The organism is Azorhizobium sp. AG788 (assembly GCF_004364705.1).
GTDB classification, from domain to species: Bacteria; Pseudomonadota; Alphaproteobacteria; order Rhizobiales; family Xanthobacteraceae; genus Azorhizobium; species Azorhizobium caulinodans.
The window spans coordinates 590,471-614,222 of sequence record NZ_SOBM01000001.1; the positions used below are offsets into that span (position 1 = coordinate 590,471).

Here is a 23,752-nt window from a genome sequence, read left to right on the forward strand (position 1 = left end):
AAGCGGGGAGGGCGGCGGCCACCGTTCCCCCGGTGCAGCATCCCGTCATAGAGTGGTCATGCAAGGCGGCCATGGTCCGCCGCGTGCAAAACAGGGGAAGTGTTCCATGACTGCGACTGAGGCGACGGCTCTTGCGATGACGCCCGAGGCGGACGGGCCCGCCAGCGATCTCGCGACCTCTCCGCAGCGTTTCATCAACCGCGAAATCTCCTGGCTGCACTTCAATCGCCGCGTGCTGGAGGAAGCCTCCAACCGGAACCATCCGCTGTTGGAGCAACTACGCTTCCTGTCCATTTCGGCGAACAATCTCGACGAATTTTTCATGGTGCGGGTGGCCGGCCTCAAGGAGCAGATCCGCGAGGGCCTCACCATCGCCAGCCCCGATGGCCTCCTGCCCGCCGAGCAGCTCACCAATGTGGTGGCCGAGGCTGGCTCGCTGATCTTCGACCAGCAGCAGCGCTGGCTTGAGCTGCGCAAGGAACTGGCGGGAGCCGGCATCGTGCTGGTGGACGGCGCGGATGTGAGCGCCGGGGATCTGGAGGTGCTGGAGAAGCACTTCCTGCACCATGTCTTCCCGGTGCTGACCCCGCTCGCGATCGATCCGGCGCACCCCTTCCCCTTCATCCCCAACCTCGGCTTCTCGCTGGCGCTGCAACTGGTGCGGCAGACCGACGGGCGGGGCATGAACGCCCTCATCCGCATCCCCGCCAAGGTGGAGCGCTTCATCCGCCTGCCCGAGCGCGAGCCGGGCACCATGCGCTTCATCACGCTGGAGCAGATGACCGGCCTGTTCATCGGCCGCCTGTTCCCGGGCTATGCGGTGAAGGGGCAGGGCGTGTTCCGCGTGGTGCGCGACAGCGACCTTGAAATCGAGGAAGAGGCGGAGGATCTCGTCCGCCTGTTCGAGACGGCGCTGAAGCAGCGGCGCTACGGCGAGGTGATCCGCATGGAAGCGGACGCCGGCATGCCGGAGGAACTGCGGGTGTTCGTCGCCCGCGAGCTCGACGTGCAGGACGACGAGATCTTCGTCGTGGACGGCGTTCTGGCGCTGAACGAATTCTCCCAGCTTGTCTCCGTGGACCGGCCGGACCTCAAGTTCCAGGCCTTCAATGCGCGATTTCCCGAGCGCATCCGCGACCATGGCGGCGACTGCTTTCTGGCCATTCGCGAGAAGGACATTCTGGTTCACCACCCTTATGAATCCTTCGATGTGGTGGTTCAGTTTCTCCGCCAGGCTGCTCGCGACCCTAATGTCGTCGCCATCAAGCAGACCCTCTACCGCACCTCCTCCGACAGCCCGATCGTGAAGGCGCTGGCCGAGGCGGCCGAGGCCGGCAAGTCGGTGACGGCGCTGGTCGAACTGAAGGCCCGCTTCGACGAGGAAGCCAACATCCGCTGGGCGCGCGATCTGGAGCGCGCGGGCGTGCAGGTGGTGTTCGGCTTCATCGACCTGAAGACCCACGGCAAGCTGTCCATGGTGGTCCGCCGCGAGGGCGGCGCGCTCGCCACCTACTGCCATGTGGGCACCGGCAATTATCACCCCATCACCGCCCGCATCTACACGGACCTCTCCTTCTTCACCGCCGACCCGGTGATCGCGCAGGACGTGGCCCGCATCTTCAACTTCATCACCGGCTATGCCCAGCCGGGCGAACTCGACGCCATGGCGGTGTCGCCCGCGACGCTCAAGCCGCGCATCCTCAAGCACATCGAGGATGAGATCGCGCACGCCCGCGCTGGCCGTCCGGCCGCCATCTGGCTGAAGTGCAACTCGCTCGTGGATCCGGTGGTGATCGACGCGCTCTATGCGGCGAGCAGCGCCGGCGTGCAGGTGGACTGCGTGGTGCGCGGCATCTGCTGCCTGCGTCCCGGCATCCCCGGCCTGTCGGAGAACATCCGGGTGAAGTCCATCGTCGGCCGCTTCCTCGAGCACAGCCGCGTGTATTGCTTCGGCGCCGGCCACGGGTTGCCGCACCCGAAGGCGATCGTCTACATCTCCTCGGCCGATCTGATGACCCGCAACCTCGACCGCCGGGTTGAGACACTCTGCCCCATCACCAATCCCACGGTGCATGAGCAGGTGCTGGATCAGATCATGGTCGCCAATCTTATCGACAACGAACAGAGCTGGCGGGTGTTGCCCGATGGCTCGTCGGAACGCATAGTCCCGGCGCCGGGCGAAGAGCCGTTCAACGCCCATCGCTATTTCATGACCAACCCGAGCTTGTCAGGACGTGGAAAGTCTCTCAAGGATTCTTCGCCGCGCAGTCTCCTCGTCCGCCGTTCGGGAGGATGACCACAGGGGCCTTTCCACCCTGATGGCCGGCGAGGCCCCGGTCGCGGTCATCGACATCGGATCCAACTCCGTCCGCCTCGTGGTCTATGAGGCGGTGACCCGCGCTCCGGTTCCCCTGTTCAACGAGAAGGCCCTGTGCGGGCTCGGCCGGGACGTCCTGTCCACCGGCCGACTCGCGGAGGATGCGGTGCAGCGGGCCTTCTCGGCCCTGCGCCGGTTCCGCGGCCTGTGCGACGCCATGGGGGTGGGCAAGCTCTATGCGCTCGCCACCGCCGCCGCCCGCGATGCCCAGAACGGCCCGGCGTTCATCGCCGAGTGCGAGGCCATCTGCGGCGTCTCCATCGAGATCCTGTCGGGTCGCCGCGAGGCGGAACTGGCGGCTTATGGCGTCATCTCTGGCATCCATGATCCGGACGGCGTCGCCGGAGATCTCGGCGGCGGCTCGCTGGAACTCGTGGACATCAAGCGCGAGGTGGTGGGCAACGGCATAACCCTGCCCATCGGCGGCCTCGCCTTGCAGGACCGCTCGTCCAAGTCGCTGAACAAGGCGGAGAAGATCGTCCGCGATGCCATGCGCGATGCCCCCGTGCTCTCGGAAGTGGCGGGGCGCACCTTCTATGCGGTGGGTGGCACCTGGCGCGCGCTCGCGCGCCTGCACATGTTCCAGCGCGGCTATCCGCTGCATGTGATGCATGGCTACCGCCTGCCGGCGAAGGAAGTGCTCGACTTCACGCGCATCGTCCACCGGGCCGAGCCCGAGGCGCTGGCTCATATCGAGGCGGTGTCAAGCGCCCGCCGCCCGCTGCTCGCCTATGGCGCGGTGGTGCTGGAGAATCTGGTGCGCACGGGCCGCCCGGCGGACGTCGTCATCTCCGCCCTCGGCGTCCGCGAGGGTCTCCTCTATGCGCTCCTCGACGCGGAGACCCGCCGGCACGATCCGCTGCTCATCGAGGCGCAGGACTTCAACATCCTGCGCTCGCGCTCGCCGCAGCATGGCGAGGAGCTCGCCACCTGGACCGGCAATTTCTTCGCCTCCAGCCCGGTGCTGGAGGAGAGCACGGAGGAACGGCGCCTGCGCGAGGCGGCGTGCCTTCTCTCCGACATCGCCTGGCGGGCGCATCCCGACTATCGCGGCGAGCAGAGCCTCAACGTCATCGCCCATGCGGCGCTGGTGGGCATCGACCATCCCGGCCGCGCCTTCCTCGCCCTGTCGGTCTATTACCGGCACATGGGCCTCGGCGAGGACGAGTATGCGCCGCGCCTCCTTGAGCTCGTGACCTCCGGCATGCTCGACCGGGCGCGCATCCTCGGTGCCGCCATGCGGGTGGCCTATGTGATGTCCGCCGCCATGCCCGGCATCCTGCCGCGGGTGCCGCTCATCGCCGACGAGACCCACCTGAAGCTCACCGTTCCGGCCGATCTCGCCAGCCTCGTGAACGACCGGGTGCAGAACCGTCTCAAGCAGTTGGCACGCCTCATCGGCCGCGAGCCCTCCATCGTCATGAACTGAGGGCGGGAACCTTGAGCCAGGGTGTGGCGATGCTCCTGCATCCGCACCCCGGCGCGTTCTCGCCCGGGGGCTCACGAGCAAGAGGCGCCGATGCCCCACACGCAGCCCCCTCCGCCCCGCCGGTCCCGCCGCCTGATCTGGCTGGTGCTCGGGACTCTGGTGGCCTGGTTCCCGCTGCTTGGCGTCTTCGCGGCAACCGAAATCGCATCCACGCTCGGCTGCAAGGTGAACGAGGGGCAGCCCCAGCCCTGCCTGTTCGGCGGCACCGACATCGGCGGTCTGCTCTACACCCTCTTCACGGGCGGCTGGTTCATGCTGATCACGGCCCCCTTCATGCTGCTGACGATCGTGCTGTGGGTGGGCGTCATCGTCCGCTGGCTCTGGCGCCGCCTGCGGCCCGTCCGCTGATCCACCTGCGCCCGGCACACCGCTTGCAACGACTGTCCTGATTGTCGGATTGGGCACGGGCCCGATCCCCAGCCTCGGGGGCGTCGACATGACGGACATGGCCGAACTGCAGAAGCGCAAGCTGCCGATCAACCTTTCGATCGTGCATGTGGACCCGGACGCCTTCATCGCCAGCTTCATGGGCTGGCTGGAGATCACCGCCTTCATCACCGCCCAGCGAGCAGGAACGGCGGCCGTCCCCGCAGATGGCGTGACGCCCGCCCTGTCCGCGCAGGACCTTGCGACGCCGGGCGTTCAGGCGGTGGCCAATGACGCACTCTTCGCGTTCTGCATGACGGCCGCCCTGAAGGGCGACGTCGCCGCCGTGGATGCGGTGGATGCCGGGCTGATTGCGAGCTTCGGCGACGACTATCCCGGCAAGCTCGCGGTCGGCTATTTCCGGGCCGTGAACGACAATCCCATCCTGCTTGAGGATTTTGTCGGACAAGCCGGGCGCAAATGGCTGAAAGGCGACAGGCCACCACCGCCGCTGCGCGCCAAGGAGGACTGGAACGCGGGCCTGCGCTTCTTCGAGAAAGCCCGCAAATCCAACTTCATCCATGAGGTGCTCTATCCGCTTGCCAGATGGACGCGGGAGCGCTGGACGGTGATCGTCGAGAAGGAGCCCGCCTTCCTGCACCACATCGAGGACAACCTGCCCATCCTGCGCGAGGCGCTGGATGATCCGCGCAACGATCAGGCCTTCATCGCCAACCTACTGCTGAAGGCGGCCCCGGCGGTGGATATGGAACTGACCGACGAATACGAAGGCTTCCTGCGTTCGCTCGCCCGGCGCTGACCCCCATCCGCGTTCCCTGCGCGGGTGGCCCGTCCGCGCGAGACCCCGAACCGCCGGAGGCGGCCCATGAGCGAACTCTTTGCCATCTGCTCCACCTATGAGATCGACGACGGCGGCGCGCGCGGCTTCGTGCTGGCACGGCTCGACGAGAGCGGGGCGGCCAAGCCCTGGCCGATCATCGTCACCCGCAAGTCCAATTCGTTTTTCGGCTTCGAGAATGCCTGCCCGCATCAGGGCAAGCGGCTCGACACCGTGCCGGGGGAGTTTCTCGACGAGGAGGGCAACTTCCTCACCTGCGGCGTGCACCATGCCCAGTTCGATCTCGACAGCGGCCAGTGCTTCATCGGCCCCTGCCAGGGCAAGGCGCTGACACCCGTGACGCTGGTGATCGACGACGGCGACGTCTGCCTCGTGGACGTTCCGCTGGCGGAAGAGGACGGGCTCGATCTGGAAGAGCCCGACACCTTTCCCGAGGTGATGATCACGAGCGACTGATGGCGGGGTTTCGCGAAAGCGTTCAGACCGGCATCTGAAGCGCGGCCCGTAGGGCGGCGTACAGGTCCACGTCGCCCGTCTTGCGGATCAACTCCAGCGACAGGTCCCAATAATTGTAGAGCGAGGAGATGACGGCCGCTGGCAGGGCCTTCGCCATGTCTAGCGTCGGTGCGCCCGTCCGGGGATAGGTCGCGCGCACGTAGCGGGCTTGCGACCAGAACAGCTGTCCGTTGGCGGTGCTCATTTCAGACGTGCCGGCGGGCGGGCCGGAGACCCAGAAATGCTGGCCGGCCAGAGGCACGTGCTCGGGCGCGTAATGCGAAAGATTGTCGAGACGCCAGAGCGCGAAGCCCTGATCGCGCAGGAAGCGGTCCACGTCGCAGAAGAGCGCCTGTCCCGTGTACAGCGGATTGAACTCCACCTCCACATCGACCATGTGGCAGGTCTTGAGCGTCTCGATGCCACCTTTCAGGATCTGAAGCTCGGACCCCTGCGTATCGAGCTTGATGGCCGCGATGGTGGTGATGCCGCGGCTGCTCAGCGCTTCATCGAGCGTGGTGCAGGGAAACTCGATCGTCCGCTCCTCGGCCATGATGTCGAGGCACGGATAATTCGCCACCAGTTCCGGCACCGGCGGAAACACGGAACTGCAGCCGGGCTCTTTCGTCACGTGCAGCGTGGCTGTCCCGATGGTGCCTCCGAGCCCGACGGGCAGATACTCCACATTGGGTGGTCGAGCGGCATTGAGGCGAGCGCACTCCTCCGGCTCCGGCTCGAAGCAGAGGATACGGCCGAGGTCGCCCAACGGCGCCCAGACCGGGTTGGCGCCCCAGCGGGCGCCGACGTCCACGAGTTGAAGCGGACGCTCCAGGCGGCTCGCGAGAAGCTGTCGGGCGTGCTCATGCATGGGCAATGGATCGCCTTCGGTCGCGCACCGGCTCGGGAGCGGCCAGTGCGAAGAAAATGAGTGCCTCAGCGCTCGACGGCGATGACCTTGCCGCGGTCGACGGCGAGGGCAAGGCGACCGGCCTTGAGGGCAAGCGCCCGTTCGCCGAACAGCTCCCGCCGCCAGCCAGAGAGGGCGGGGACGGGGGCCTCGTCATCCACGGCGATCCGTTCGAGGTCGTCCGTGGTGGCGATCACCTTGGCGGCCACCGCATTCTGCTCGGCAGTCATGCGCAGCAGCACCTTGAGCAGTTCGACCGTGGCCGCGGCGCCGTTCGGCAGCGGCTTGTCGCGCTCGATGCGGGGCAGGGTCTTGGGATCGCGGGCCACGCCCTTCTTGACCGCTTCCAGCACCGCCTCGCCATAGCGCGAGCGCTCGAAGCCCTTGGGCAGCGAGCGCAGTTCGGCCAGCTTCTCGGCGGTCTGCGGCTGCTGAACGGCGATCTCGCCGATCACCTCGTCCTTGATGATGCGCCCGCGCGGCAGGTCGCGGGCCTGCGCTTCGCGCTCGCGCCAGGCGGCGACCTCGGCGAGGACCGCCAGTTCACGCGGCTTGCGCACGCGGGATTTCAGCCGCTCGTAGGCGGTCTCGGGGTCCTGGCGATAGGTGCTGGGAGAGGTGAGGATGTTCATCTCCTCGCCCATCCAGTCGGCCCGGCCGCGGCTCTCCAGATCTTCCATCAGCTTCTTGTAGACATCGCGCAGGTGCGTGACGTCGGCCACCGCATAGGTGAGCTGGGCCTGCGAGAGCGGCCGGCGCGACCAGTCGGTGAAGCGGGAGGACTTGTCGATGGCGTGGCCGGTGATCCGCTGCACCAGCTGGTCATAGGAGATGCTGTCGCCATAGCCGAGCACCATGGCCGCGACTTGGGTGTCGAACACCGGATGGGGGATGATCTCCGCCAGATGCCAGACGATCTCGATGTCCTGCCGGCCGGCATGGAACACCTTCTTCACCTTCTCATTGCCCATCAGGGCGAAGAAAGGCGCGAGGTCCAGCCCTTCCGCAAGGGCATCGATGATGATGGCCTCGTCCACGCTGGCCACCTGAATCACGCAGAGCTTCGGCCAGAAGGTCGTCTCACGCAGGAACTCGGTGTCGACAGTGACGAAGTCGTGGCGGGAGAGGCGCTCGCAGGCGGCTGCCAGGGCCTCGGTGGAGGTGATCGGGTCCATGGCCGTCACCATAAAGAAGCCCCGCTTGCCGCGAAAGAGCCTGAATGATGTGCCGCTCAGCTTACGGCCTGGAAGGACATGTCCCGCGCCTCGGTGGCGCGCATGGGCCGCCCCAGCAGATAGCCCTGGACATAGCCGCAGCCTTCGGCGCGCAGGGTTTCCAGCTGCTCCTCGGTCTCGATCCCCTCGGCCGTCGTCTCCAGCTTCAGCGCTGCGGACAATTGCAGGACCGCCCGCACGATCGCGCGGCTGGGGTCGTCTTCGCAGATGCGGGAGATGAAGCCGCGGTCGATCTTGATTCGGTCGATGGGCAGCGAGCGCAGATAGCTCAGCGACGAGTAGCCGGTGCCGAAATCGTCGAGCGCGATGGTGATCCCCTGGCTGCGCAGCCCCTGCAGGGCGCCGTGGATGCCCGAGCCTTCCTCAAGGAGGGTCGATTCGGTCAGCTCCAGCTCCAGCCGGCTGGGTTTCAGGCCGGAGACGCGAAGCGCCTCGCGGATCTGGTCCGGCATGTGGCCGGAGCGGAACTGGAGCGGTGAGAGATTGACCGCGAGGCGCACGTCGTCCGGCCAGTCGGCTGCCGCGCGGCAGGCCTCCGTTAGCACCCAGGCGCCGAGCGGCAGGATGAGGCCGGTCTCTTCCGCGCAGGCGATGAAGGTGGCGGGGGCGACGATGCCCCGCGTCGGATGGCGCCAGCGCAGCAGTGCCTCGAAGCCGCAGAGCTTGCGGTCCCCCACGCGGAAGAAGGGCTGGAAGACGAGGAAGAACTGTCCGTTCTCCCAGGCGCTGCGCAGGTCGAGCTCCAGCGAGCGGCGGGACAGCGCGGTGTGCTCCATCTCCGGCTCGAACAGGCGCGCCTGTCCCCGCCCTTCCGCCTTGGCGCGATAGAGGGCGAGGTCCGCATTCTTCAGGAGCTCGATCACCGATGTGCCGTCCGCGGGGGCCATGGCGATGCCCACCGAGCCGCCGGCGATCACCCGGTGGTCCTCCACGCTGATGGGCCGGCTGATGCGGGCGATGATCCGCTCGGCCAGCGCCAGCGCGGCTTCCGGCTGGTCGGCCTGGCTGCTGATGATGGCGAATTCGTCGCCGCCGAGCCGGGCCACCAGTTCGCTCGGCTGCGCCTCTTCGGCGACGCGTGTCGCGACCGCCCGCAGCAACTGGTCGCCCACCACATGGCCGAGCGTGTCGTTGACCGTCTTGAAGTAGTCGAGATCGAGGAACAGCACCGCCAGCGGTGAGCGCGTGGTGGCAAGCAGGGCGGTCAGGCGCTCGGTGAAGAGGAGGCGGTTCGGCAGGCCCGTAAGGTCGTCATGCCGGGCGGTGTGATGGGCGGCGGCGGCAAAGCGCGCCTGCGCCTGCGACTGGCGGATGGCGAGGGCCACCGCGACGCCGATGGCGATGCAGATGAGCCCGGCGGCGATGCCGATGGGCAGGATCTGGAGCCGCAGCCGCGCCTCGATGGCATCGGTGGTGTCGCTGACCGCGACGACCAGCGGATAGTTGGCCAGCTGCTGCACGGCCACCAGTCGGGCGTGCTCGTCGATCAGGCCGGCCGGGACGATGCCGTCCTCTGGCTCCTCCGCGATGAGCTCGCGGGCGATGCGGGTGGCGGACTGGGGCAGCTGGACCTGCGACAGGCTCCTGTGGGGAAAGGAGGCCAGATGCGCCCCATCCTCGCGGAAGAGGGTGATGTTGCCGTCGCGGCCGAGCTTGATGGCGCCGTAGAACTGCTCGAAATAGCTCTGCTCCATGGCGCCGAGGACGAGGCCGAAGAAGGCGCCGGAGGGCGTGTTGAAGCGGTTGGCGAGATAGATGGTCATGGTGCCGGTGCCGCGGTTGGGCACGGGCTGGCTCACGTAGATGGTCTTGTTCCGGCTGTCCCGCAGCGCGATGAAATAGTCCCGGTCCGAGACATTGACGGACGGCACCGGCCAGTAGCGGGAGAAATTCAGCAGGTTGCCCTGCTGATCGATGATGGTCACGGCATCGACGAAGGGCAGGCCGCTGATCTTTTCCCGCAGCGTCTCATTGATGTCGAAGGTCGACATGAGGGCGCCGAGCGCCGTCTGGGACTCGATGTTGGCGGCGGCGATGCGCTCGATGATGCTTTTCTGCACCAGCTGCAGGGACTGGAAGGCGCGGTCGCTCTGCTCGGCCAGCGTGAGGGAGAGGTTCTCCAGCTCGCGCCGACGATCGGCGAAGGTCTGCTTGCGGATGCTGTAGCAGAGGAAGACCGTGCCCGCGATCACCGCGAGGGCCAGAACCGCGCCGAGCGCCGCGAACAGCACGCCGCTGCGTGCGCCGATCCGGTGCATGCGTTCTTCGGGATGATCCGTCCGACCGACGGCCCGAACACTCATTTGCACCCCCGCTTCAGCGCAATTCCCCCGCAAGATACACAGCTTGGCACCAGCGCCAATACCGTAGCACGTTGCTGCCCCACCTGTGCTCCCTTGACAAGGCAGGGTGCGCATGCACCTTCCCCGCCGGCCCGGCGTGAGCCTTTGGCGCCAAACTCCCGTTTCGTTTACCGTGTTCCCCGAAAGGTCCGCCATGCACCGCTACCGCACCCACACCTGCGGCGCGCTCACCGAAGCCCAGGTGGGCGATACCGTCCGCGTCTCCGGCTGGTGCCACCGTATCCGCGACCATGGCGGCGTGCTGTTCGTGGACCTGCGCGACCATTACGGCCTGACCCAGGTGGTGTTCGATCCCGACAGCGCCGCCTTCGCCGCCGCCGAGAAGGTGCGTGCCGAATGGGTGATCCGCGTCGATGGCCGCGTGCGCCTGCGCCCCGAGGGCACGGAGAATTCCGAGCTCGCCACCGGCAAGGTGGAGATCTACGCCACCGACCTTGAGGTGCTCGGCCCGGCCGCCGAGCTGCCGCTGCCGGTGTTCGGCGATCAGGATTATCCGGAAGACATCCGGCTGCGCTACCGCTTCCTGGACCTGCGCCGCGAGCGCATCCACGGCAACATCATGAAGCGTGGCCAGATCATCGACAGCCTGCGCCAGCGCATGAAGGGGCAGGGCTTCTTCGAGTTCCAGACGCCGATCCTGACCGCCTCCTCGCCGGAAGGCGCGCGCGACTTCCTCGTGCCCTCGCGCATCCATCCCGGCAAGTTCTACGCGCTGCCGCAGGCGCCCCAGCAGTACAAGCAGCTCATCATGATGAGCGGCTTCGACCGCTACTTCCAGATCGCCCCCTGCTTCCGCGACGAGGATCCGCGCGCCGACCGCCTGCCGGGCGAGTTCTACCAGCTCGACCTCGAAATGAGCTTCGTCACGCAGGACGACGTGTTCGCGGCGGTCGAGCCGGTGATCCGGGGCGTGTTCGAGGAGTTCGGCGGCGGCAAGCCCGTCACCCAGAACTGGCCGCGCATTCCCTATGCGGAGGCCCTGCGCAAGTACGGCTCCGACAAGCCGGACCTGCGCAACCCGCTGGTGATGCAGAACGTCTCGGAGCACTTCCGCGGCTCGAACTTCAAGGTGTTCGCGCGCCTGCTCGAAGACCCCAAGAATGAAGTGTGGGCGATCCCCGGCCCGACCGGCGGTTCGCGCGCCTTCTGCGACCGCATGAATTCGTGGGCGCAGGGCGAAGGCCAGCCGGGCCTCGGCTACATCATGTGGCGTGAGGGCGGGGAGGGCGCCGGCCCGCTCGCCAACAACATCGGCCCCGAGCGCACCGCCGCCATCCGCGAGCAGCTCGGCCTGAAGGAAGGCGATGCCGCCTTCTTCGTCGCCGGCAATCCGGAGAAGTTCTACAAGTTCGCCGGTCTCGCTCGCACCAAGGTGGGCGAGGAACTGAACCTCATCGACACCGAGCGCTATGAGCTGGCGTGGATCGTGGACTTCCCCTTCTACGAGTGGTCGGAGGAGGAGAAGAAGATCGACTTCTCCCACAATCCCTTCTCCATGCCGCAGGGCGGCCTTGAGGCGCTGAACGGGCAGGACCCGCTCACCATCAAGGCGTTCCAGTACGACATCGCCTGCAACGGCTACGAGATCGCCTCCGGCGGCATCCGCAACCACCGCCCCGAGGCGATGGTGAAGGCGTTCGAGCTGGCTGGCTATGACGAGGCGACCGTCATCGAGCGCTTCGGCGGTATGTATCGCGCCTTCCAGTATGGCGCGCCGCCCCACGGCGGCATGGCGGCGGGCATCGACCGCATCGTGATGCTGCTGTGCGGCGTCTCGAACCTGCGCGAGATCTCGCTCTTCCCCATGAACCAGCAGGCCCTCGACCTGCTCATGGGCGCGCCCAACGAGGCGACGCCAAAGCAGATGAAGGAACTGCACATCCGTCCGGCCCTGCCGGCGAAGTGAGGCGAACGGGGGAGGGCGTCGGCTGGTTCCCCGGGGCGGATTGCTCCTACCCGAACCGCCGCTGCCCGCTGCCAATCCTCCCATCTGAAAGCACTTATACCAAAGGCCCGCCACCCGGCGGGCCTTTGGCGTTTGCGGATCGGGCCGGACCGCTTGTGCAGCGCAGCGGGGTGCGTTAGTTTAGGTCAATAATGCTGACCTAAAGGAGCGCCCATGCCGGTTGCCCCGCTCGTCCTGCCCCTGCGCCGGTTTCCGGCCTTGGCGTGGCGCCGGCGTGCGCTGGCGGCGCTCCAGCAGTCCGATCCCGGCCTGCTGCGCACCTTCATCGCCCTGCGGGTGGTGACCTGCGTCATCCTCACGGGCGGTCTCCTGTTGCCCGGGCTCAAGCTTGCCGGCCTGCCGCTGACCGTCGCGGCGCCCGCGTTGGTATTGGCCATGGTGCTCCCGGTTCTGGTGCGTCAGACGGGCTGGCGGGACTATGCCCGCGCGCTGGGCCTCGTCGTGACCTGCGCGCTCTCCACCTACCTGTGCGGCGCGCTGCTCGCCCCCTGGCCGGCGCTGGTGCAGGCGGGCTTCATCCTCGTGCTGACGCTGGCGGTCGCCGTGCATCCCCTCGGTCTCGGCCCGACCGCAGCGGGCATGGTGGCGGGCGTGCTCTATTATGTCGGGCTCTACCTCCATCCCGGACCCGCGGACCTCGGCGCAGCCCTCGCCATCGTGCCGGTGGCGCTGGCGGTGGTGGTGCTGGTCTGCCGCGTTCTCCTGCCCTCCGCGCCCGCCGCCGTGCTGCGCCGGGCGGTGCAGGCGCTTGCCTGCCGGGGCGCGGCGGTGCTGCGGCGGATGGCCGAGGGCCGCGAGCCGGACCTCGCTTTGGCCCGCCTGAACGAGGTGGCGCTGCTGGTGGAGGACCATCTGGCGCTCGCCGCCGGTCGCGTCGGTGCTGGTGCTGCTTATGCCGCAAGCATGGCCGAGGCGGTTCTCGCCTTCGAGCAGGCGGTGGGGGCGCTGCGTCTGCGCCCGCCACCCCGCGAATGCGCCCGCCTGCTGCTCGCCTGCGCCGCCCGGCTGGAAGAGGGGGCCTTCGCTCCGCCCCGCGGTGTGGACGTGCCCTGCGGCCCGACCCGCCGCACGGTGCGCGACATCGAGGCGGCCGCCGCCCGCATGTCGGAGATCGCGGGGGCAGCGGCCACGGGCTTCCGCCCCGCGCCCGGCGCCCCTGCCGCCGGCCCCGTGGCGCTCGCGTGGCGGGCGGCGGTGCGCGTGGCTCTCGCCGGCACGCTCACCCTCTGGGTGGGGCTCGCCATCTCGCCCGAGCGCTGGTTCTGGGGCGTCTTCTCCGTCTTCCTCGTGCTGCTCGGCATGCGCTCGCGCGCCGAGATGATCCACCGCAGCGCCCAGCGCATCATCGGGACGCTCGCCGGAGTCGTGGCCGGCGCGGCGGCGACCTACGCCCTCCGGGGACATCCGGCGGCCGAGGTCGCCCTGATGCTCGTCTGCGTCGCCGGCTGGGCCTTCTTCATCCTGCATGCCTATGCCAAGGCGATCTTCTTCCTCACCGTGCTGGTGGGCCTCGTCTACGGCAGTCTCGGCGCCACCATGTCCGAGCTGCTGGAGATCCGGCTGGCCGAGGTGAGCGCCGGCTGTCTCATCGCCATGCTCTGCGCGCTTGTCATCTTCCCCGTGCCGACGCGGCCGCTGCTGGCGCGGCAGGTGCGGGCCGTCATGGCGGGGCTGGCCGAGGTGGTCCGTCTGTCGCGGCAGCGCCTCGCGGGTGATGTGTCGGCGCAGCCGGTGCGCGCCATGCGGGCGGTGGACCGCAGCTTCCGCGAGGCGGCGGGCGCGCTGGCGAGCCTGGAGGCCGCGCGCCGTCTGGTGGTGGGAGCGGAGCCCGATCCGCTGCCGCGGACCCTTCTGGCGTCGGTCCATTGGGCACGGCAAGTGGCCGGTCAGGCGGAGAGCGGCAGCCTCGTCCTGACGGCGGATGGGGCAGCCCGTCTCGTACGGGCGGAAGCTTCCCTTACAGCGCCTGCGGACGGCGAAACCGCAACGGCTGACCTCGCTGCGGCGAATGAGGCGCTGGAGGCAGCGCTCCGGGCATCCGGTCCTTACGAAAACGGCGCGCCTTGATCCGGCGCGCCGCTCTCCTCTTGAAACTACACCGGTCGGTCCGTCAGGGACGGGGGCCGGCCGTCGCCGTCATCTTGAAGGCGGCGAGGGCGTCGAAGGGATCGTCCAGGCTCAGCAGGGACGCGACCGGGAGGGGCCGCTTCGGCGTGAGGGTGACGGTGATGGTGCCCGGCGCCTTCACGAAGGCGGCGATCGCCTCGCCCACCGCAGCCGCGTCCGGATTGACGGTCGCGGCATCCTGCGTGCCCATCTGGATGCCCGAGATGAGTTCGGACCGCAGGTCCTCCGGCTCGACGCCGGCGAGCTCCGCCTGCTGCTTCAGCATCAGATTGGCGAGGCCGAGATCGGTCACGGTGACCGACAGCGCGCCGGCGGTCACGTTCTGCAGCTTGGCGAGGATGGCGGTGGGATTGTTCATCACGTCCTGGGGTGCCGCGTCGAACACGTCCTTCGGCACGTTCTCCAGCCGCGCCTCGATCTTGGCGGAGAAGGCCTTCTCCAGCTCCAGCGAGGCCGGCGCGAGGGCAAGGCTCCGGGCATTGGCGTCGTAGCTCAGGTTGAGCACGGACGAGATGCTCGTACGGTCCATGCCGGCGGCGGCGAGATAGCTGAAGGGCTCGCCGTCCTCCGCCGAGATCGGGCCGCTCACCTTGTCGAGGCGGAAGGCGACGCGGGTGGGCAGGAGGCCGGTGAAATCGCCCCAGGAGAGCGACATCTTCTCGATGCTCACCATCTTGCCGTTGGCGTCGTAGGGCGCCTCGAGGCCCTCCAGCTCGAAGCCGGAGAAGCTCTTCAGCACGGCAGCGCTGGCATTGAGGGCGATCAGTTCGTTCTTGTCGTCCTTGCTGGCCATGGCCGCGCTCTGCTCAAGAATGCTCTTGAGCGACAGGCCCAGGATGGCGGCCCGCTTCACCGTGGAGGGCTTCTCGCCGGGGAGTTGGCTGGTGAGGCCGAGAACCTCCAGCGTCTCCAGACGACCGTCCACGAAGCCCTTCATGTTCATGGCCGCGATCTTCACCGCGGCGTCCTTCTCGGCCAGCGTGATGTCGTTCACGGAGATCTGGCCGACGGCGAAGCCGTCGATCACCGGCAGGGTGCGCTCCACGATGGCGACCACCTGCTTGGGGTCGTCCGAAGGGGGCTGCTGGGCGAGGGCCGAGAGCTGCTGGAGCCGCTCGATGGACAGCTTCTCGGGATTGATGGCCACGCGCTGCGCGCTCAGGCTGCCGGCCGAGAAGAGGTTGGTCTCCTTGTGCCGCAGGCGATAGGCGCCGGTGCTGATCTTCTCGTAGATGGGCAGCGGGCTGGAGGCCTTGGGCTCGGCGTCGGTCAGCATGCGGATCGGCCCGGTGTCGATGCCGGAGGCGCGCAGGTCGGCCACGTCCACCACGACGGGCACCGTCGTGGCTTCGATGACAGTGGTGGTGGACACGAGCATCTTGCCGACCTTCAGCTCGGCGATGCGTCCCTCGCCGATGCCGGAGGCCGTGAGGGCCTCATAGGTGAAGCTGGAGGGCGCCGCCGCCGGCTTGTCGCCCTGCGCCGGCGGGGGCGTCACATCGCCGCTGAGCTTGGGAATGCTCACGCTGTCGATGCGCACCGCGCCGAACAGCACGAGGCCGTCGCGCAGGGCCTGCGTCGCCTTGCTGCCCGGGGGCACGGCGGGCATGCGGTCCGGCCCGGAATAGCCGACGAGGCTGACCTGTGGCGCGGAATAGGTGACCTTGGTCTGGGCGGCCAGCGGGTCCGTCACGGCGACGCTGAGGCCCGTGAGTTCGACCGACTTGGCCTGCACCGTGCCGCCGGAGGGCGAGGTCACCTCCTGGGCGTCCAGCCGCTCCAGCTTCACCTGCTGGCCGGCAGCGGGGCCGGTGATCTCGATGCCGGTCACCGTGAGGCGGCGGCCGGAGAGGGTGAAGGCGACATCCTTGTAGCTCGCCTGGGCGCCCTTCTGGCGCAGGGACGCAAAGACAGTCTCCACGTCGTTGCGGGCGCGCATCTGCACGAACCGGTCGAAGCCGAAATAGCCGCCGACACCCAGTACGGCGATCACTGCGACAGTGATGATGACCTTTTTCATGCGTGCTTTTTCCTCCACGTGGAACCGAATCCACCGAGCTTGGCGCTATTCGCCGCGAAATCGCCATGCCAGACCGTGACATCCCCCGCCGCGGGGGATAGGTTGCCCGCCCGTTCGGTGGACATCTGTAAGAGAGGCTTGGGGGAGGACATGGCGTCAAACATGTCGAACATTTCCGAGGATCTGAAATCCGGCGCGCTTGTCTACCATCGCAGCCCCAAGCCTGGGAAACTGGAAATCCAGGCGACCAAGCCCCTCGGCAATCAGCGCGATCTCGCTCTGGCCTATTCTCCCGGCGTCGCCGCGGCCTGCGAGGCCATCAAGGCTGACCCGCTCCAGGCCGCAGAACTGACCACCCGCGCCAATCTTGTGGCGGTGGTGTCCAACGGCACCGCCGTGCTCGGCCTCGGAAACATCGGCCCGCTCGCCTCCAAGCCCGTGATGGAGGGCAAGGCGGTCCTGTTCAAGAAATTCGCCGGCATCGACGTGTTCGACATCGAGCTCGCCGCCACCGAGATCGACCATCTGGTCGAGACGGTGGCCGCGCTGGAGCCCACCTTCGGCGGCATCAACCTTGAGGACATCAAGGCGCCCGAGTGCTTCGAGGTGGAGAAGCGCCTGCGCGAGCGCATGAAGATCCCGGTCTTCCATGACGACCAGCATGGCACCGCCATCATCGTGGGCGCGGCCGTGCGCAACGCGCTGGAGATCGGCAACCGCAAGATCGAAGACCTCAAGATCGTCACCTCCGGTGCGGGCGCGGCGGCCATCGCCTGCCTCAACCTGCTGGTGACCCTCGGCGCCAAGCGCGAGAACATCTGGGTCTGCGACATTGAGGGCGTGGTCTATGAAGGCCGCGAGACCCTCATGGACCCCTACAAGTCTGTCTATGCTCAGAAGACCGACGCCCGCACGCTCGCCGAGGTGATCGACGGCGCGCACATCTTCCTCGGCCTCTCCGCCGGCGGCGTGCTGAAGCCGGAGATGGTCCAGCGCATGGCGGATCGCCCGCTCATCCTCGCGCTCGCCAACCCCAATCCCGAGATCATGCCGGAAGAGGCCCGCGCCGTGCGGCCCGACGCCATGATCTGCACCGGCCGTTCGGACTTCCCGAACCAGGTGAACAACGTCCTCTGCTTCCCCTACATCTTCCGCGGCGCGCTGGATGTGGGTGCCACCGACATCAATGCCGAGATGAAGATGGCGGCGGTGGAAGCCATCGCCGCGCTCGCCCGCGAGACGCCCTCCGACGTGGTGGCCCGCGCCTATGGCGGCGAGACCCGCGCCTTCGGTGCGGACAGCATCATTCCCTCGCCGTTCGATCCGCGCCTCATCCTGCGCATCGCCCCGGCGGTGGCCAAGGCGGCCATGGACACCGGCGTCGCCACCCGGCCCATCGCCGATTTCGACGCCTATAACGAGAAGCTCGACGAGTTCGTCTTCCGCTCCGGCTTCATCATGCGTCCGCTGTTCCAGCGCGCGAAGCAGGACAAGAAGCGCGTCATCTACGCCGAGGGCGAGGACGAGCGCGTGCTGCGCGCCGCGCAGGCGGTGATCGAGGAGGGCATTGCCCATCCCATCCTCGTCGCCCGCCCGAGCGTGCTCGAAGCCCGCCTCCAGCGCTTCGGTCTCTCGATCCGTCCCGGCAAGGACTTCGAGGTCATCAACCCCGAAGACGATCCGCGCTACCGCGACTTCGTGCGCTCCTACATCGAGATCGCTGGCCGTCGCGGCGTGACGCCGGATGCCGCCCGCACGCTGGTGCGCACCTCCTCGACCGTCATCTCGGCGCTGGCCGTGAAGAAGGGCGAGGCGGATGCCATGCTGTGCGGCATCGAAGGCCGCTTCTCCCGCCATCTGCGTCATGTGCGCGACATCATCGGCCTAGCTCCGGGCGTGCGCGAACTGGCCGCGCTCTCGCTGCTCATCACTCCGAAGGGCAATTTGTTCCTGTGTGACACGCAGGTGCAGACCGAGCCGAACGCCGCGGACCTTGCGGAGATGACCATCCTCGCCGCCGCGCACGTGCGGCGCTTCGGCATCGAGCCGAAGGTGGCCCTGCTGTCGCACTCCAATTTCGGCAGCAACGACACCGTCTGCGCCCGCCGGGTCCGTGCGGCCCTCGACATCCTCAAGGACCGCGCGCCGGAGCTTGAGGTGGATGGCGAGATGCAGGCGGAACTCGCGCTGCTGCCGGATGCCCGCGAGCGCATTCTCCCCCACTCGCGCCTCCAGGGCGTGGCCAACGTGCTGGTGATGCCCGACCTCGATGCGGCGGACATCGCCTACAACATGATCAAGGTGCTGGGCGACGCGCTCCCGGTCGGCCCCATCCTCATGGGCACCGCCAAGCCGGCGCACATCCTCGGCCCCACCGTGACCGCCCGCGGCATCGTCAACATGACGGCCGTCGCCGTGGTGGAAGCCCAGAGCGAAGCCTGATCCTCAAGGGCTGCCTTCCGGCGGCCCGGCCCAAACAAAAGGCCCCGGCGCTTCTGGCGCCGGGGCCTTTTTGATTCGGGAAGGTGCCTAGCCGGTCAGCTCGCCCAGCGCTTGGGCCGGTAGAACGTGTGCACCCCGATGCGGTCCAGCTTGCGCATCTCCCGTACCCAGGAGGGGTGGACCCAGTAGGCGTGGTAGTGGGTCGCGGGTCCGACGCTGTCGAGCCAGAGCTTGCCGTCCAGCATGTCGGCGGCGATCTCCTTGGCCTGCACCCACATGTCCGGCTCGCGCACCACGTCCTTCACATCGTCGCAGGCGAAGGTGAACTGGCAGGCGAGGTGCCGGTGGGCGTTCTGATAGACGGTCTTGCAGACGTCATTGGGATAATAGCCTGAAAAGACGCGGTTCATGACCACCTGCGCAACGGCGATCTGGCCGCGCTTGGGCTCGCCCCGGCTCTCGAAATAAATGGCTTCGGCGAGGCACTTCTCGGCGCGGGCGCGATCCGGGCCGGTGAGGCCGAGACGCTCGGCGAATGTGGCTCCGGCCGGTCCCGTGCGGCCGAACAGCGGCTCGCCCCGCTCCGGCGGCGGCGAGAGCGGCATGGGCACGAGGCTCGCCGGAATGCTCACCAGCGAATGCTCGAAGGGCTGCGCCGGGAAGACATCGGGATTGACGCCGAACACCACCGAGCGGTCGCGATAGAGAGGGCTCTCCTCACCGTCCGCGCCGGTGCCGAGATCCGCCCAGCCCTGATCGTCGGGCAGTGTGGGGAACAGGGCGTCGCTGCCGATGCCGCCGTGCCGCTCGGGCGCGGCGAGCGCATTCGGGTCCACGTCGGCGCCGCTGATGTCCGGCCCGAAAAGCTCCGGGCTCGCATCGTCGCTCGCCACCATCTGGTCCTCGATGCCGGGCAGCGAGAGCAGGCTGTCGAGGGCAATTTCCAGATAGCCGTTCGTGGCCACGGGGGCGGGGCCGAAGAGGGCGGGCGTCTCGGCGTCCGCGGGGGCCGCGTCGTCCGCATCCGGCGTCGCGGCCGCGAGGGCCGGTGCCGGGACCGAGGGAACGGCACTCGCGGCATCGGGGAGCGCGGCCACGATGACGGGCGATGTGGGGGCCGCGATGACGGCCTCGGCCGCAGCGCCGGCTTCCGGTGCGCGGGGTGCCTGCACAACTGGCGCTAGGGCATCGGCGGCGGGGGCGAGGGCGGAGGCCCGTGCCGGATCCTCTGCTGCGGAGGGATCGGCAGAGGGCGGAGCCGCAGCGGGCGCAGAGGCTTCGGTTTCCGCCGGCTTCACCGGTGCATCGAGCACAAGCGGCGGGGGATAGGCATAGCCATCCTCCTCGGCGCGGGCGGGGATCTTCGGCGCCGCGCGGCTGGTGACGCGGGCGGGGTCGGTGGCGGCGGGACTGTCAGGCACGGTGAAACCGAGGCCGCTGCCGATGGCCGGCGGCAGGTCGAGGGTCGCGACCTTCAGCGCTTTCAGCGGGCTGCTCAGCAGCATGTTGGGCGTGCGGTCGGAAAAGCTGCGCGAGAGCATGGCGTCGGAGGGCAGCGACTGCGCCAGCGCCGGCTGGGCGGCAGGGCCCGCCGCGACGGTGGAGGCAGCCAGGGCGGCGAGCCCATAGGCAGCCTGACGCAGCATGCCGTTCCGCCGGCCGCGGGGCCGCTCCGGCTCGCGGCTGTCGCGCGCACGCAAGTCCTCACCACGCGCGACGCCATCGCGTTGCGCGCCCTTCGGCCGTTCCGCCATCCCTGATGCCCCGAACTGTCAGGCGGGGCTCCACGGGCCTGCCGGCGGGACCGGCGGGCAGGAACGCACCCGCGCACCCGGCGCAGCGCCGGACACGCGGCTAGAATGATTTATCAACCTTACCCGCCGGTTAAGCATGTCGCGAGAAAGGCCTCTCGGGTGAAGGGACCGCTCTCGGGCACGGCGAGCGCCCGGGCGCGGCGCAGCCCGTCGGTGCCGAACCGCACCTTGACCGCCTCCTCGACCCAGCGCTTTTCCTGCGTGGACCGCCGGTCGGAGAGGCGATCATCCGCGTCGAGGAAGGCGCGGTGGTTGGCGACGGCCTCGGCAAAGGCGTCGATGCCTTCCCCCGTCGCGGCGGAGAGGCGAATCACCGGAACGCACCAGGCGCCGTCTTCGCCGGCGAGTGCCAGCGCGCCGCTCACGTCGGCGGCGGCGCGGCGGGACATCTCGGCCATGTCGGCCTTGGTCACCACGATGACGTCGGGCAGTTCCATGACGCCCGCCTTCATGAACTGGAGGCTGTCGCCGGAGGCGGGCTGGATGCACAGCACCACCGTATCCGCGATGAGGTCGATGTCCGCTTCCGACTGGCCGACGCCGACTGTCTCCACGATCACGAGATCATAGACCGCGCGCAGCAGCACGGCGGCGGCCACCGCATCATCCGAGAGGCCGCCCAGCCGGTCCCGCGCCGCCATGGAGCGCACGAACACGCCCCGGTCCTCCGGATCGGTCTGGATGCGCGCGCGGTCGCCCAGCAGGGCGCCGCCGGTGCGGCGGGAGGAAGGATCGACCGCCAGCACCGCCACGGTGCGGCCCGCGGCGCGGGCGCGCTGCACGAGCACGTTCGTCAGGGTGGACTTGCCGACCCCCGGCGGGCCTGTGAGTCCGAGCACCTGCGCGCGGGCGTTGGCGGCCGCGGCATCAAGCAAGGCGGTGAGGGCGGGCGTGCCCCGCGCCGTCTCGACGCCGGCCAAGGCCGCGGCAACGGCACGCTTGCCGCCGGTGGTGAGGTCATCAAGGGAGGGCAGGGCAAAGCGGGTGCGCGTCATGGCCGCACTCTAGAGCGCGATCCGCTCGGATTGCATCCATCTGAGCAGTGAATCGCCCTCCAACTTCTGAAAACGAGACGGATCCGGCTCCGGAGCGCGTCGCCGCCGCAGAAATCAAACCGGACGCCGAAAGTAAAAAGGCGCCGGCCGAAGCCGACGCCTTTCCACTGATCGGAACCGTGCGGGGGAACGAAACCGACCAATAGCTCTACTGGCAATATCCGCGCGACACGCGGATCACCTGCCCGTTGGGGTACCGGTAGAAGCACCGGTTCCCATTCCAGAAATAGTACGCCGGAGGCGGCGGCGGGGGGCGGTTGACCTGCGAGCCGACAATGGCGCCGGTCGTACCGCCGATGAGGGCTCCGGCGACGGCGCCGCCGGCCTTGCCGCTCACGGCACCGCCGATCAGCGCGCCGGCCACGCCGCCGAAGATCGCGCCCGGCACCGCGTCGTTCTGGGCTTTCGCCTCACCCGACACGCCCATGAGCCCCATCGCTCCTGCGACCAGCGCGATCATCCACGGACGCCCGTGCATCGATCCTCTCTCCGAACCGCCGCTCGGCGGCAACGCGATAACGTCTCCCACCTATCAAATCGAACATGAACGGCAGATGAGCGGGGCCGGTTCGGGAGGAATTCTTGGTACAATCTTACGTTGTGCAAGGTATCCAAATGGCGCAAAGAGGTGCTTTGGTACGTTGTATTCAACGCATGCGATTATCCTGCGGGGATGCGCGCAAGCCGTGACGATGCGAGGGACATGCGGGGAGCGGGCGCGTCGCGAAGCGCTTGCCAGCCCGCGCCCGCATGGGGCAGGTTGGACGCCGAAATGGAGATCGCCAGATGAGTGAAATCAATCCCTTCGGCGGCCACGTCGTGCATCTCACGCCGGCGGATGTGAAGGCCGGTCTGGAGGATGGCACCATCCTGCTGGTGGACGTGCGCGAACCCAATGAGACGACGGCCGAGCGCATTCCCGGTTCTGTCCTTTTCCCCCTGCAGACGTTCGATGCGTCAGCCTTGCCGGACCCGCAGGGCAAAAGGCTCGTCTTTTCCTGCCGCTCCGGCCAGCGCTCCCAGAAGGCGCTCGCCCTCGCGCAGGCGGCGGGCCTGCCCTATGAGGAGCATATGCAGGGCGGCATTCTCGGCTGGAAGGAAGCGGGCTTCCCCACCGACGTCGGCTGAGCGGCCAGCGCCGCTTATCAGTGGGCGCTCCGGCCGTCCTGCGGCTGGAGCGGAAACTCCATGCGCACGGACGTGCCCTTGTCCTTCGGCAGGAAGGCCAGCGACGCCCCCAGCTTGGAGGCCATGGCGGTGACGATGCGGTTGCCGAGGCCGTTGCCCTTGGCCGCCGTCTCGCCGCCAAGACCGATGCCGTCGTCCTCGACACTGAGACGCGCCTGCGGCCCGTCCACCGCCAGCGTGACGCGCACCGGCCCCTTGCTGCCGGGATAGGCATATTTCGAGGCGTTGATGACGAGTTCGGTGACCACCACGCCGAGCGCCACCGCCCGATCCGGATCAATGTCGAGCGGTGCGATGTCGGTGTCGATGGTGATGCCCACGTCGCCATGCTGGGCGGAGATCTGGAGGTCGTCCAGCAGCGCGCCCAGATACTGGTCCACCGAGACGCTGCCCACCTGTTCGGACGTATAGAGCCGGCGGTGCACCTGCGCGACAGCGGCGACGCGCCCGCGCGCGTTGCTGAGCGCCGTCTGCACCTCCTCATTGTCGGTGGCGCCCGCCTGGAGGTGCAGCAGCGACATGATGATCTGCAACGAATTGCCGACCCTGTGGTTCATCTCCCGCAGCAGCATCGCCCGTTCGGCCGCCAGCGCCTCGAAGCGGTCGCGGGCGGCGCGGATCTCGGCCTCCGCCGCCTCGTGGGCGCGGCGCATCTTCACCTGTTCGAGGGCGGCGTTGATGGCGGAGGTGAGGAGTTCGATGAAGTCGCCCTGGACTTCCTTCACCACATAGTCCGCCGCCCCGGCCTTCAGGGCCGCGACGGCGACGCGGCTTTCCTGCGTGCCGGTGACATAGACCACGGGCGGCGGGGCGGGCAGGGCGCGGATGGCCTCCAGCGTCTGGAGCCCGTCCTGCCCCGGCATGTAATGGTCGAGCGCCACCACGTCGATGCCGCCGGCGCGGATGCGCTCCAGACCTTCCACCCCTGAGGCGGCGGTCTCCACCGCATAGCCGCGGCGACCGAGCTGGCGCTGCACAAGACGCGCGAGCCCCGGATCATCGTCAATATAGAGCATCCGGATCTCGGTCGCCCCCGCCATGTCCGGGGG

At 68.3% G+C, this 23,752-nt stretch carries 17 protein-coding genes; 9 read left to right on the plus strand and 8 right to left on the minus strand.

Annotated elements, in window-relative coordinates; all coding sequences use genetic code 11:
• Positions 1 to 136 precede the first annotated feature (136 nt).
• From DFO45_RS02755 to DFO45_RS02775, 5 genes are all read left to right on the plus strand, one after another.
• Positions 137 to 2,296: an RNA degradosome polyphosphate kinase gene (locus DFO45_RS02755; protein ID WP_245517945.1), complete on the plus strand. Its 2,160-nt coding sequence runs from the start codon at positions 137 to 139 to the stop codon at positions 2,294 to 2,296.
• A 22-nt stretch (positions 2,297 to 2,318) separates the two neighbouring features.
• The gene (gene ppx / locus DFO45_RS02760; protein ID WP_133863652.1) at positions 2,319 to 3,806 is read left to right on the plus strand and encodes an exopolyphosphatase; all 1,488 of its coding nucleotides are present in this window, start codon (positions 2,319 to 2,321) and stop codon (positions 3,804 to 3,806) included.
• A 90-nt stretch (positions 3,807 to 3,896) separates the two neighbouring features.
• Positions 3,897 to 4,214 (plus strand): hypothetical protein, encoded by a 318-nt coding sequence (locus tag DFO45_RS02765; RefSeq protein WP_043879601.1) that lies wholly within the window; start codon positions 3,897 to 3,899, stop codon positions 4,212 to 4,214.
• An 88-nt stretch (positions 4,215 to 4,302) separates the two neighbouring features.
• The gene (locus DFO45_RS02770; protein WP_133863653.1) at positions 4,303 to 5,052 is read left to right on the plus strand and encodes a hypothetical protein; all 750 of its coding nucleotides are present in this window, start codon (positions 4,303 to 4,305) and stop codon (positions 5,050 to 5,052) included.
• Positions 5,053 to 5,118: 66 nt separating this feature from the next.
• Entirely contained in the window at positions 5,119 to 5,547 is a 429-nt protein-coding gene (locus tag DFO45_RS02775) for a Rieske 2Fe-2S domain-containing protein (protein ID WP_012172185.1), read from the plus strand.
• Positions 5,548 to 5,569: 22 nt separating this feature from the next.
• On the opposite strand, the gene DFO45_RS02780 is transcribed toward DFO45_RS02775, so the two are convergent.
• From DFO45_RS02780 to DFO45_RS02790, 3 genes are all read right to left on the minus strand, one after another.
• The gene (locus DFO45_RS02780; RefSeq protein ID WP_133863654.1) at positions 5,570 to 6,454 is read right to left on the minus strand and encodes an FkbM family methyltransferase; all 885 of its coding nucleotides are present in this window, start codon (positions 6,452 to 6,454) and stop codon (positions 5,570 to 5,572) included.
• A gap of 65 nt (positions 6,455 to 6,519) precedes the next feature.
• Entirely contained in the window at positions 6,520 to 7,668 is a 1,149-nt protein-coding gene (gene rnd, locus DFO45_RS02785) for a ribonuclease D (RefSeq protein WP_133863655.1), read from the minus strand.
• Between the two features lie 56 nt (positions 7,669 to 7,724).
• A complete protein-coding gene (locus DFO45_RS02790) occupies positions 7,725 to 9,986 on the minus strand; it encodes an EAL domain-containing protein (RefSeq protein WP_052286003.1) in 2,262 nt (753 codons plus the stop codon).
• Positions 9,987 to 10,224: 238 nt separating this feature from the next.
• Between DFO45_RS02790 and aspS the strand changes: the two genes are divergently transcribed.
• Together aspS and DFO45_RS02800 are read left to right on the plus strand one after the other, a co-directional pair.
• A complete protein-coding gene (gene aspS / locus DFO45_RS02795) occupies positions 10,225 to 11,997 on the plus strand; it encodes an aspartate--tRNA ligase (protein ID WP_133863656.1) in 1,773 nt (590 codons plus the stop codon).
• 213 nt (positions 11,998 to 12,210) lie between these two features.
• Positions 12,211 to 14,124 (plus strand): FUSC family protein, encoded by a 1,914-nt coding sequence (locus tag DFO45_RS02800; protein WP_133863657.1) that lies wholly within the window; start codon positions 12,211 to 12,213, stop codon positions 14,122 to 14,124.
• A gap of 43 nt (positions 14,125 to 14,167) precedes the next feature.
• On the opposite strand, the gene DFO45_RS02805 is transcribed toward DFO45_RS02800, so the two are convergent.
• Positions 14,168 to 16,204, minus strand: a complete 2,037-nt coding sequence (locus DFO45_RS02805) for a hypothetical protein (protein WP_133863658.1) — start codon at positions 16,202 to 16,204, stop codon at positions 14,168 to 14,170.
• A gap of 162 nt (positions 16,205 to 16,366) precedes the next feature.
• On the opposite strand from DFO45_RS02805, the gene DFO45_RS02810 reads away from it, so the two are divergent.
• On the plus strand, positions 16,367 to 18,646 hold the full coding sequence (locus tag DFO45_RS02810) for an NADP-dependent malic enzyme (RefSeq protein WP_012172179.1): 2,280 nt from the start codon (positions 16,367 to 16,369) through the stop codon (positions 18,644 to 18,646).
• Between the two features lie 95 nt (positions 18,647 to 18,741).
• Here DFO45_RS02810 and DFO45_RS25175 read toward each other — a convergent pair whose 3' ends face one another.
• From DFO45_RS25175 to DFO45_RS02825, 3 genes are all read right to left on the minus strand, one after another.
• Positions 18,742 to 20,292 (minus strand): cell wall hydrolase, encoded by a 1,551-nt coding sequence (locus tag DFO45_RS25175; RefSeq protein WP_245517930.1) that lies wholly within the window; start codon positions 20,290 to 20,292, stop codon positions 18,742 to 18,744.
• 227 nt (positions 20,293 to 20,519) lie between these two features.
• Positions 20,520 to 21,455 carry a GTP-binding protein gene (locus tag DFO45_RS02820; protein WP_133863659.1) on the minus strand — a complete coding sequence of 312 codons (936 nt, stop codon included), beginning with the start codon at positions 21,453 to 21,455 and terminating at the stop codon, positions 20,520 to 20,522.
• Between the two features lie 208 nt (positions 21,456 to 21,663).
• A complete protein-coding gene (locus tag DFO45_RS02825) occupies positions 21,664 to 21,975 on the minus strand; it encodes a glycine zipper domain-containing protein (RefSeq protein ID WP_133863660.1) in 312 nt (103 codons plus the stop codon).
• Positions 21,976 to 22,301: 326 nt separating this feature from the next.
• Here DFO45_RS02825 and DFO45_RS02830 point away from each other — a divergent pair, with 326 nt between their 5' ends.
• Positions 22,302 to 22,643, plus strand: coding sequence for a rhodanese-like domain-containing protein (locus tag DFO45_RS02830; RefSeq protein WP_133863661.1), 342 nt, complete (start codon positions 22,302 to 22,304; stop codon positions 22,641 to 22,643).
• A gap of 17 nt (positions 22,644 to 22,660) precedes the next feature.
• On the opposite strand, the gene DFO45_RS02835 is transcribed toward DFO45_RS02830, so the two are convergent.
• Positions 22,661 to 23,719: a response regulator gene (locus DFO45_RS02835; protein WP_348633836.1), complete on the minus strand. Its 1,059-nt coding sequence runs from the start codon at positions 23,717 to 23,719 to the stop codon at positions 22,661 to 22,663.
• Positions 23,720 to 23,752 lie beyond the last annotated feature (33 nt).

What these genes read in the sequence shown, in the direction of transcription:
- DFO45_RS02835 (WP_348633836.1), bottom strand. Translation starts at nt 23,719, where the DNA reads ATGCTCTATATTGACGATGATCCGGGGCTCGCGCGTCTTGTGCAGCGC.
- DFO45_RS02805 (WP_133863658.1), bottom strand. Translation starts at nt 16,204, where the DNA reads ATGAAAAAGGTCATCATCACTGTCGCAGTGATCGCCGTACTGGGTGTC.
- DFO45_RS02765 (WP_043879601.1), top strand. Translation starts at nt 3,897, where the DNA reads ATGCCCCACACGCAGCCCCCTCCGCCCCGCCGGTCCCGCCGCCTGATC.
- DFO45_RS02775 (WP_012172185.1), top strand. Translation starts at nt 5,119, where the DNA reads ATGAGCGAACTCTTTGCCATCTGCTCCACCTATGAGATCGACGACGGC.
- DFO45_RS02780 (WP_133863654.1), bottom strand. Translation starts at nt 6,454, where the DNA reads ATGCATGAGCACGCCCGACAGCTTCTCGCGAGCCGCCTGGAGCGTCCG.
- DFO45_RS02830 (WP_133863661.1), top strand. Translation starts at nt 22,302, where the DNA reads ATGAGTGAAATCAATCCCTTCGGCGGCCACGTCGTGCATCTCACGCCG.
- rnd (WP_133863655.1), bottom strand. Translation starts at nt 7,668, where the DNA reads ATGGACCCGATCACCTCCACCGAGGCCCTGGCAGCCGCCTGCGAGCGC.
- DFO45_RS02820 (WP_133863659.1), bottom strand. Translation starts at nt 21,455, where the DNA reads ATGACGCGCACCCGCTTTGCCCTGCCCTCCCTTGATGACCTCACCACC.
- DFO45_RS02800 (WP_133863657.1), top strand. Translation starts at nt 12,211, where the DNA reads ATGCCGGTTGCCCCGCTCGTCCTGCCCCTGCGCCGGTTTCCGGCCTTG.
- DFO45_RS02755 (WP_245517945.1), top strand. Translation starts at nt 137, where the DNA reads ATGACGCCCGAGGCGGACGGGCCCGCCAGCGATCTCGCGACCTCTCCG.
- DFO45_RS25175 (WP_245517930.1), bottom strand. Translation starts at nt 20,292, where the DNA reads ATGCTGCGTCAGGCTGCCTATGGGCTCGCCGCCCTGGCTGCCTCCACC.
- ppx (WP_133863652.1), top strand. Translation starts at nt 2,319, where the DNA reads ATGGCCGGCGAGGCCCCGGTCGCGGTCATCGACATCGGATCCAACTCC.
- DFO45_RS02770 (WP_133863653.1), top strand. Translation starts at nt 4,303, where the DNA reads ATGACGGACATGGCCGAACTGCAGAAGCGCAAGCTGCCGATCAACCTT.
- aspS (WP_133863656.1), top strand. Translation starts at nt 10,225, where the DNA reads ATGCACCGCTACCGCACCCACACCTGCGGCGCGCTCACCGAAGCCCAG.
- DFO45_RS02790 (WP_052286003.1), bottom strand. Translation starts at nt 9,986, where the DNA reads ATGCACCGGATCGGCGCACGCAGCGGCGTGCTGTTCGCGGCGCTCGGC.
- DFO45_RS02825 (WP_133863660.1), bottom strand. Translation starts at nt 21,975, where the DNA reads ATGATCGCGCTGGTCGCAGGAGCGATGGGGCTCATGGGCGTGTCGGGT.
- DFO45_RS02810 (WP_012172179.1), top strand. Translation starts at nt 16,367, where the DNA reads ATGTCGAACATTTCCGAGGATCTGAAATCCGGCGCGCTTGTCTACCAT.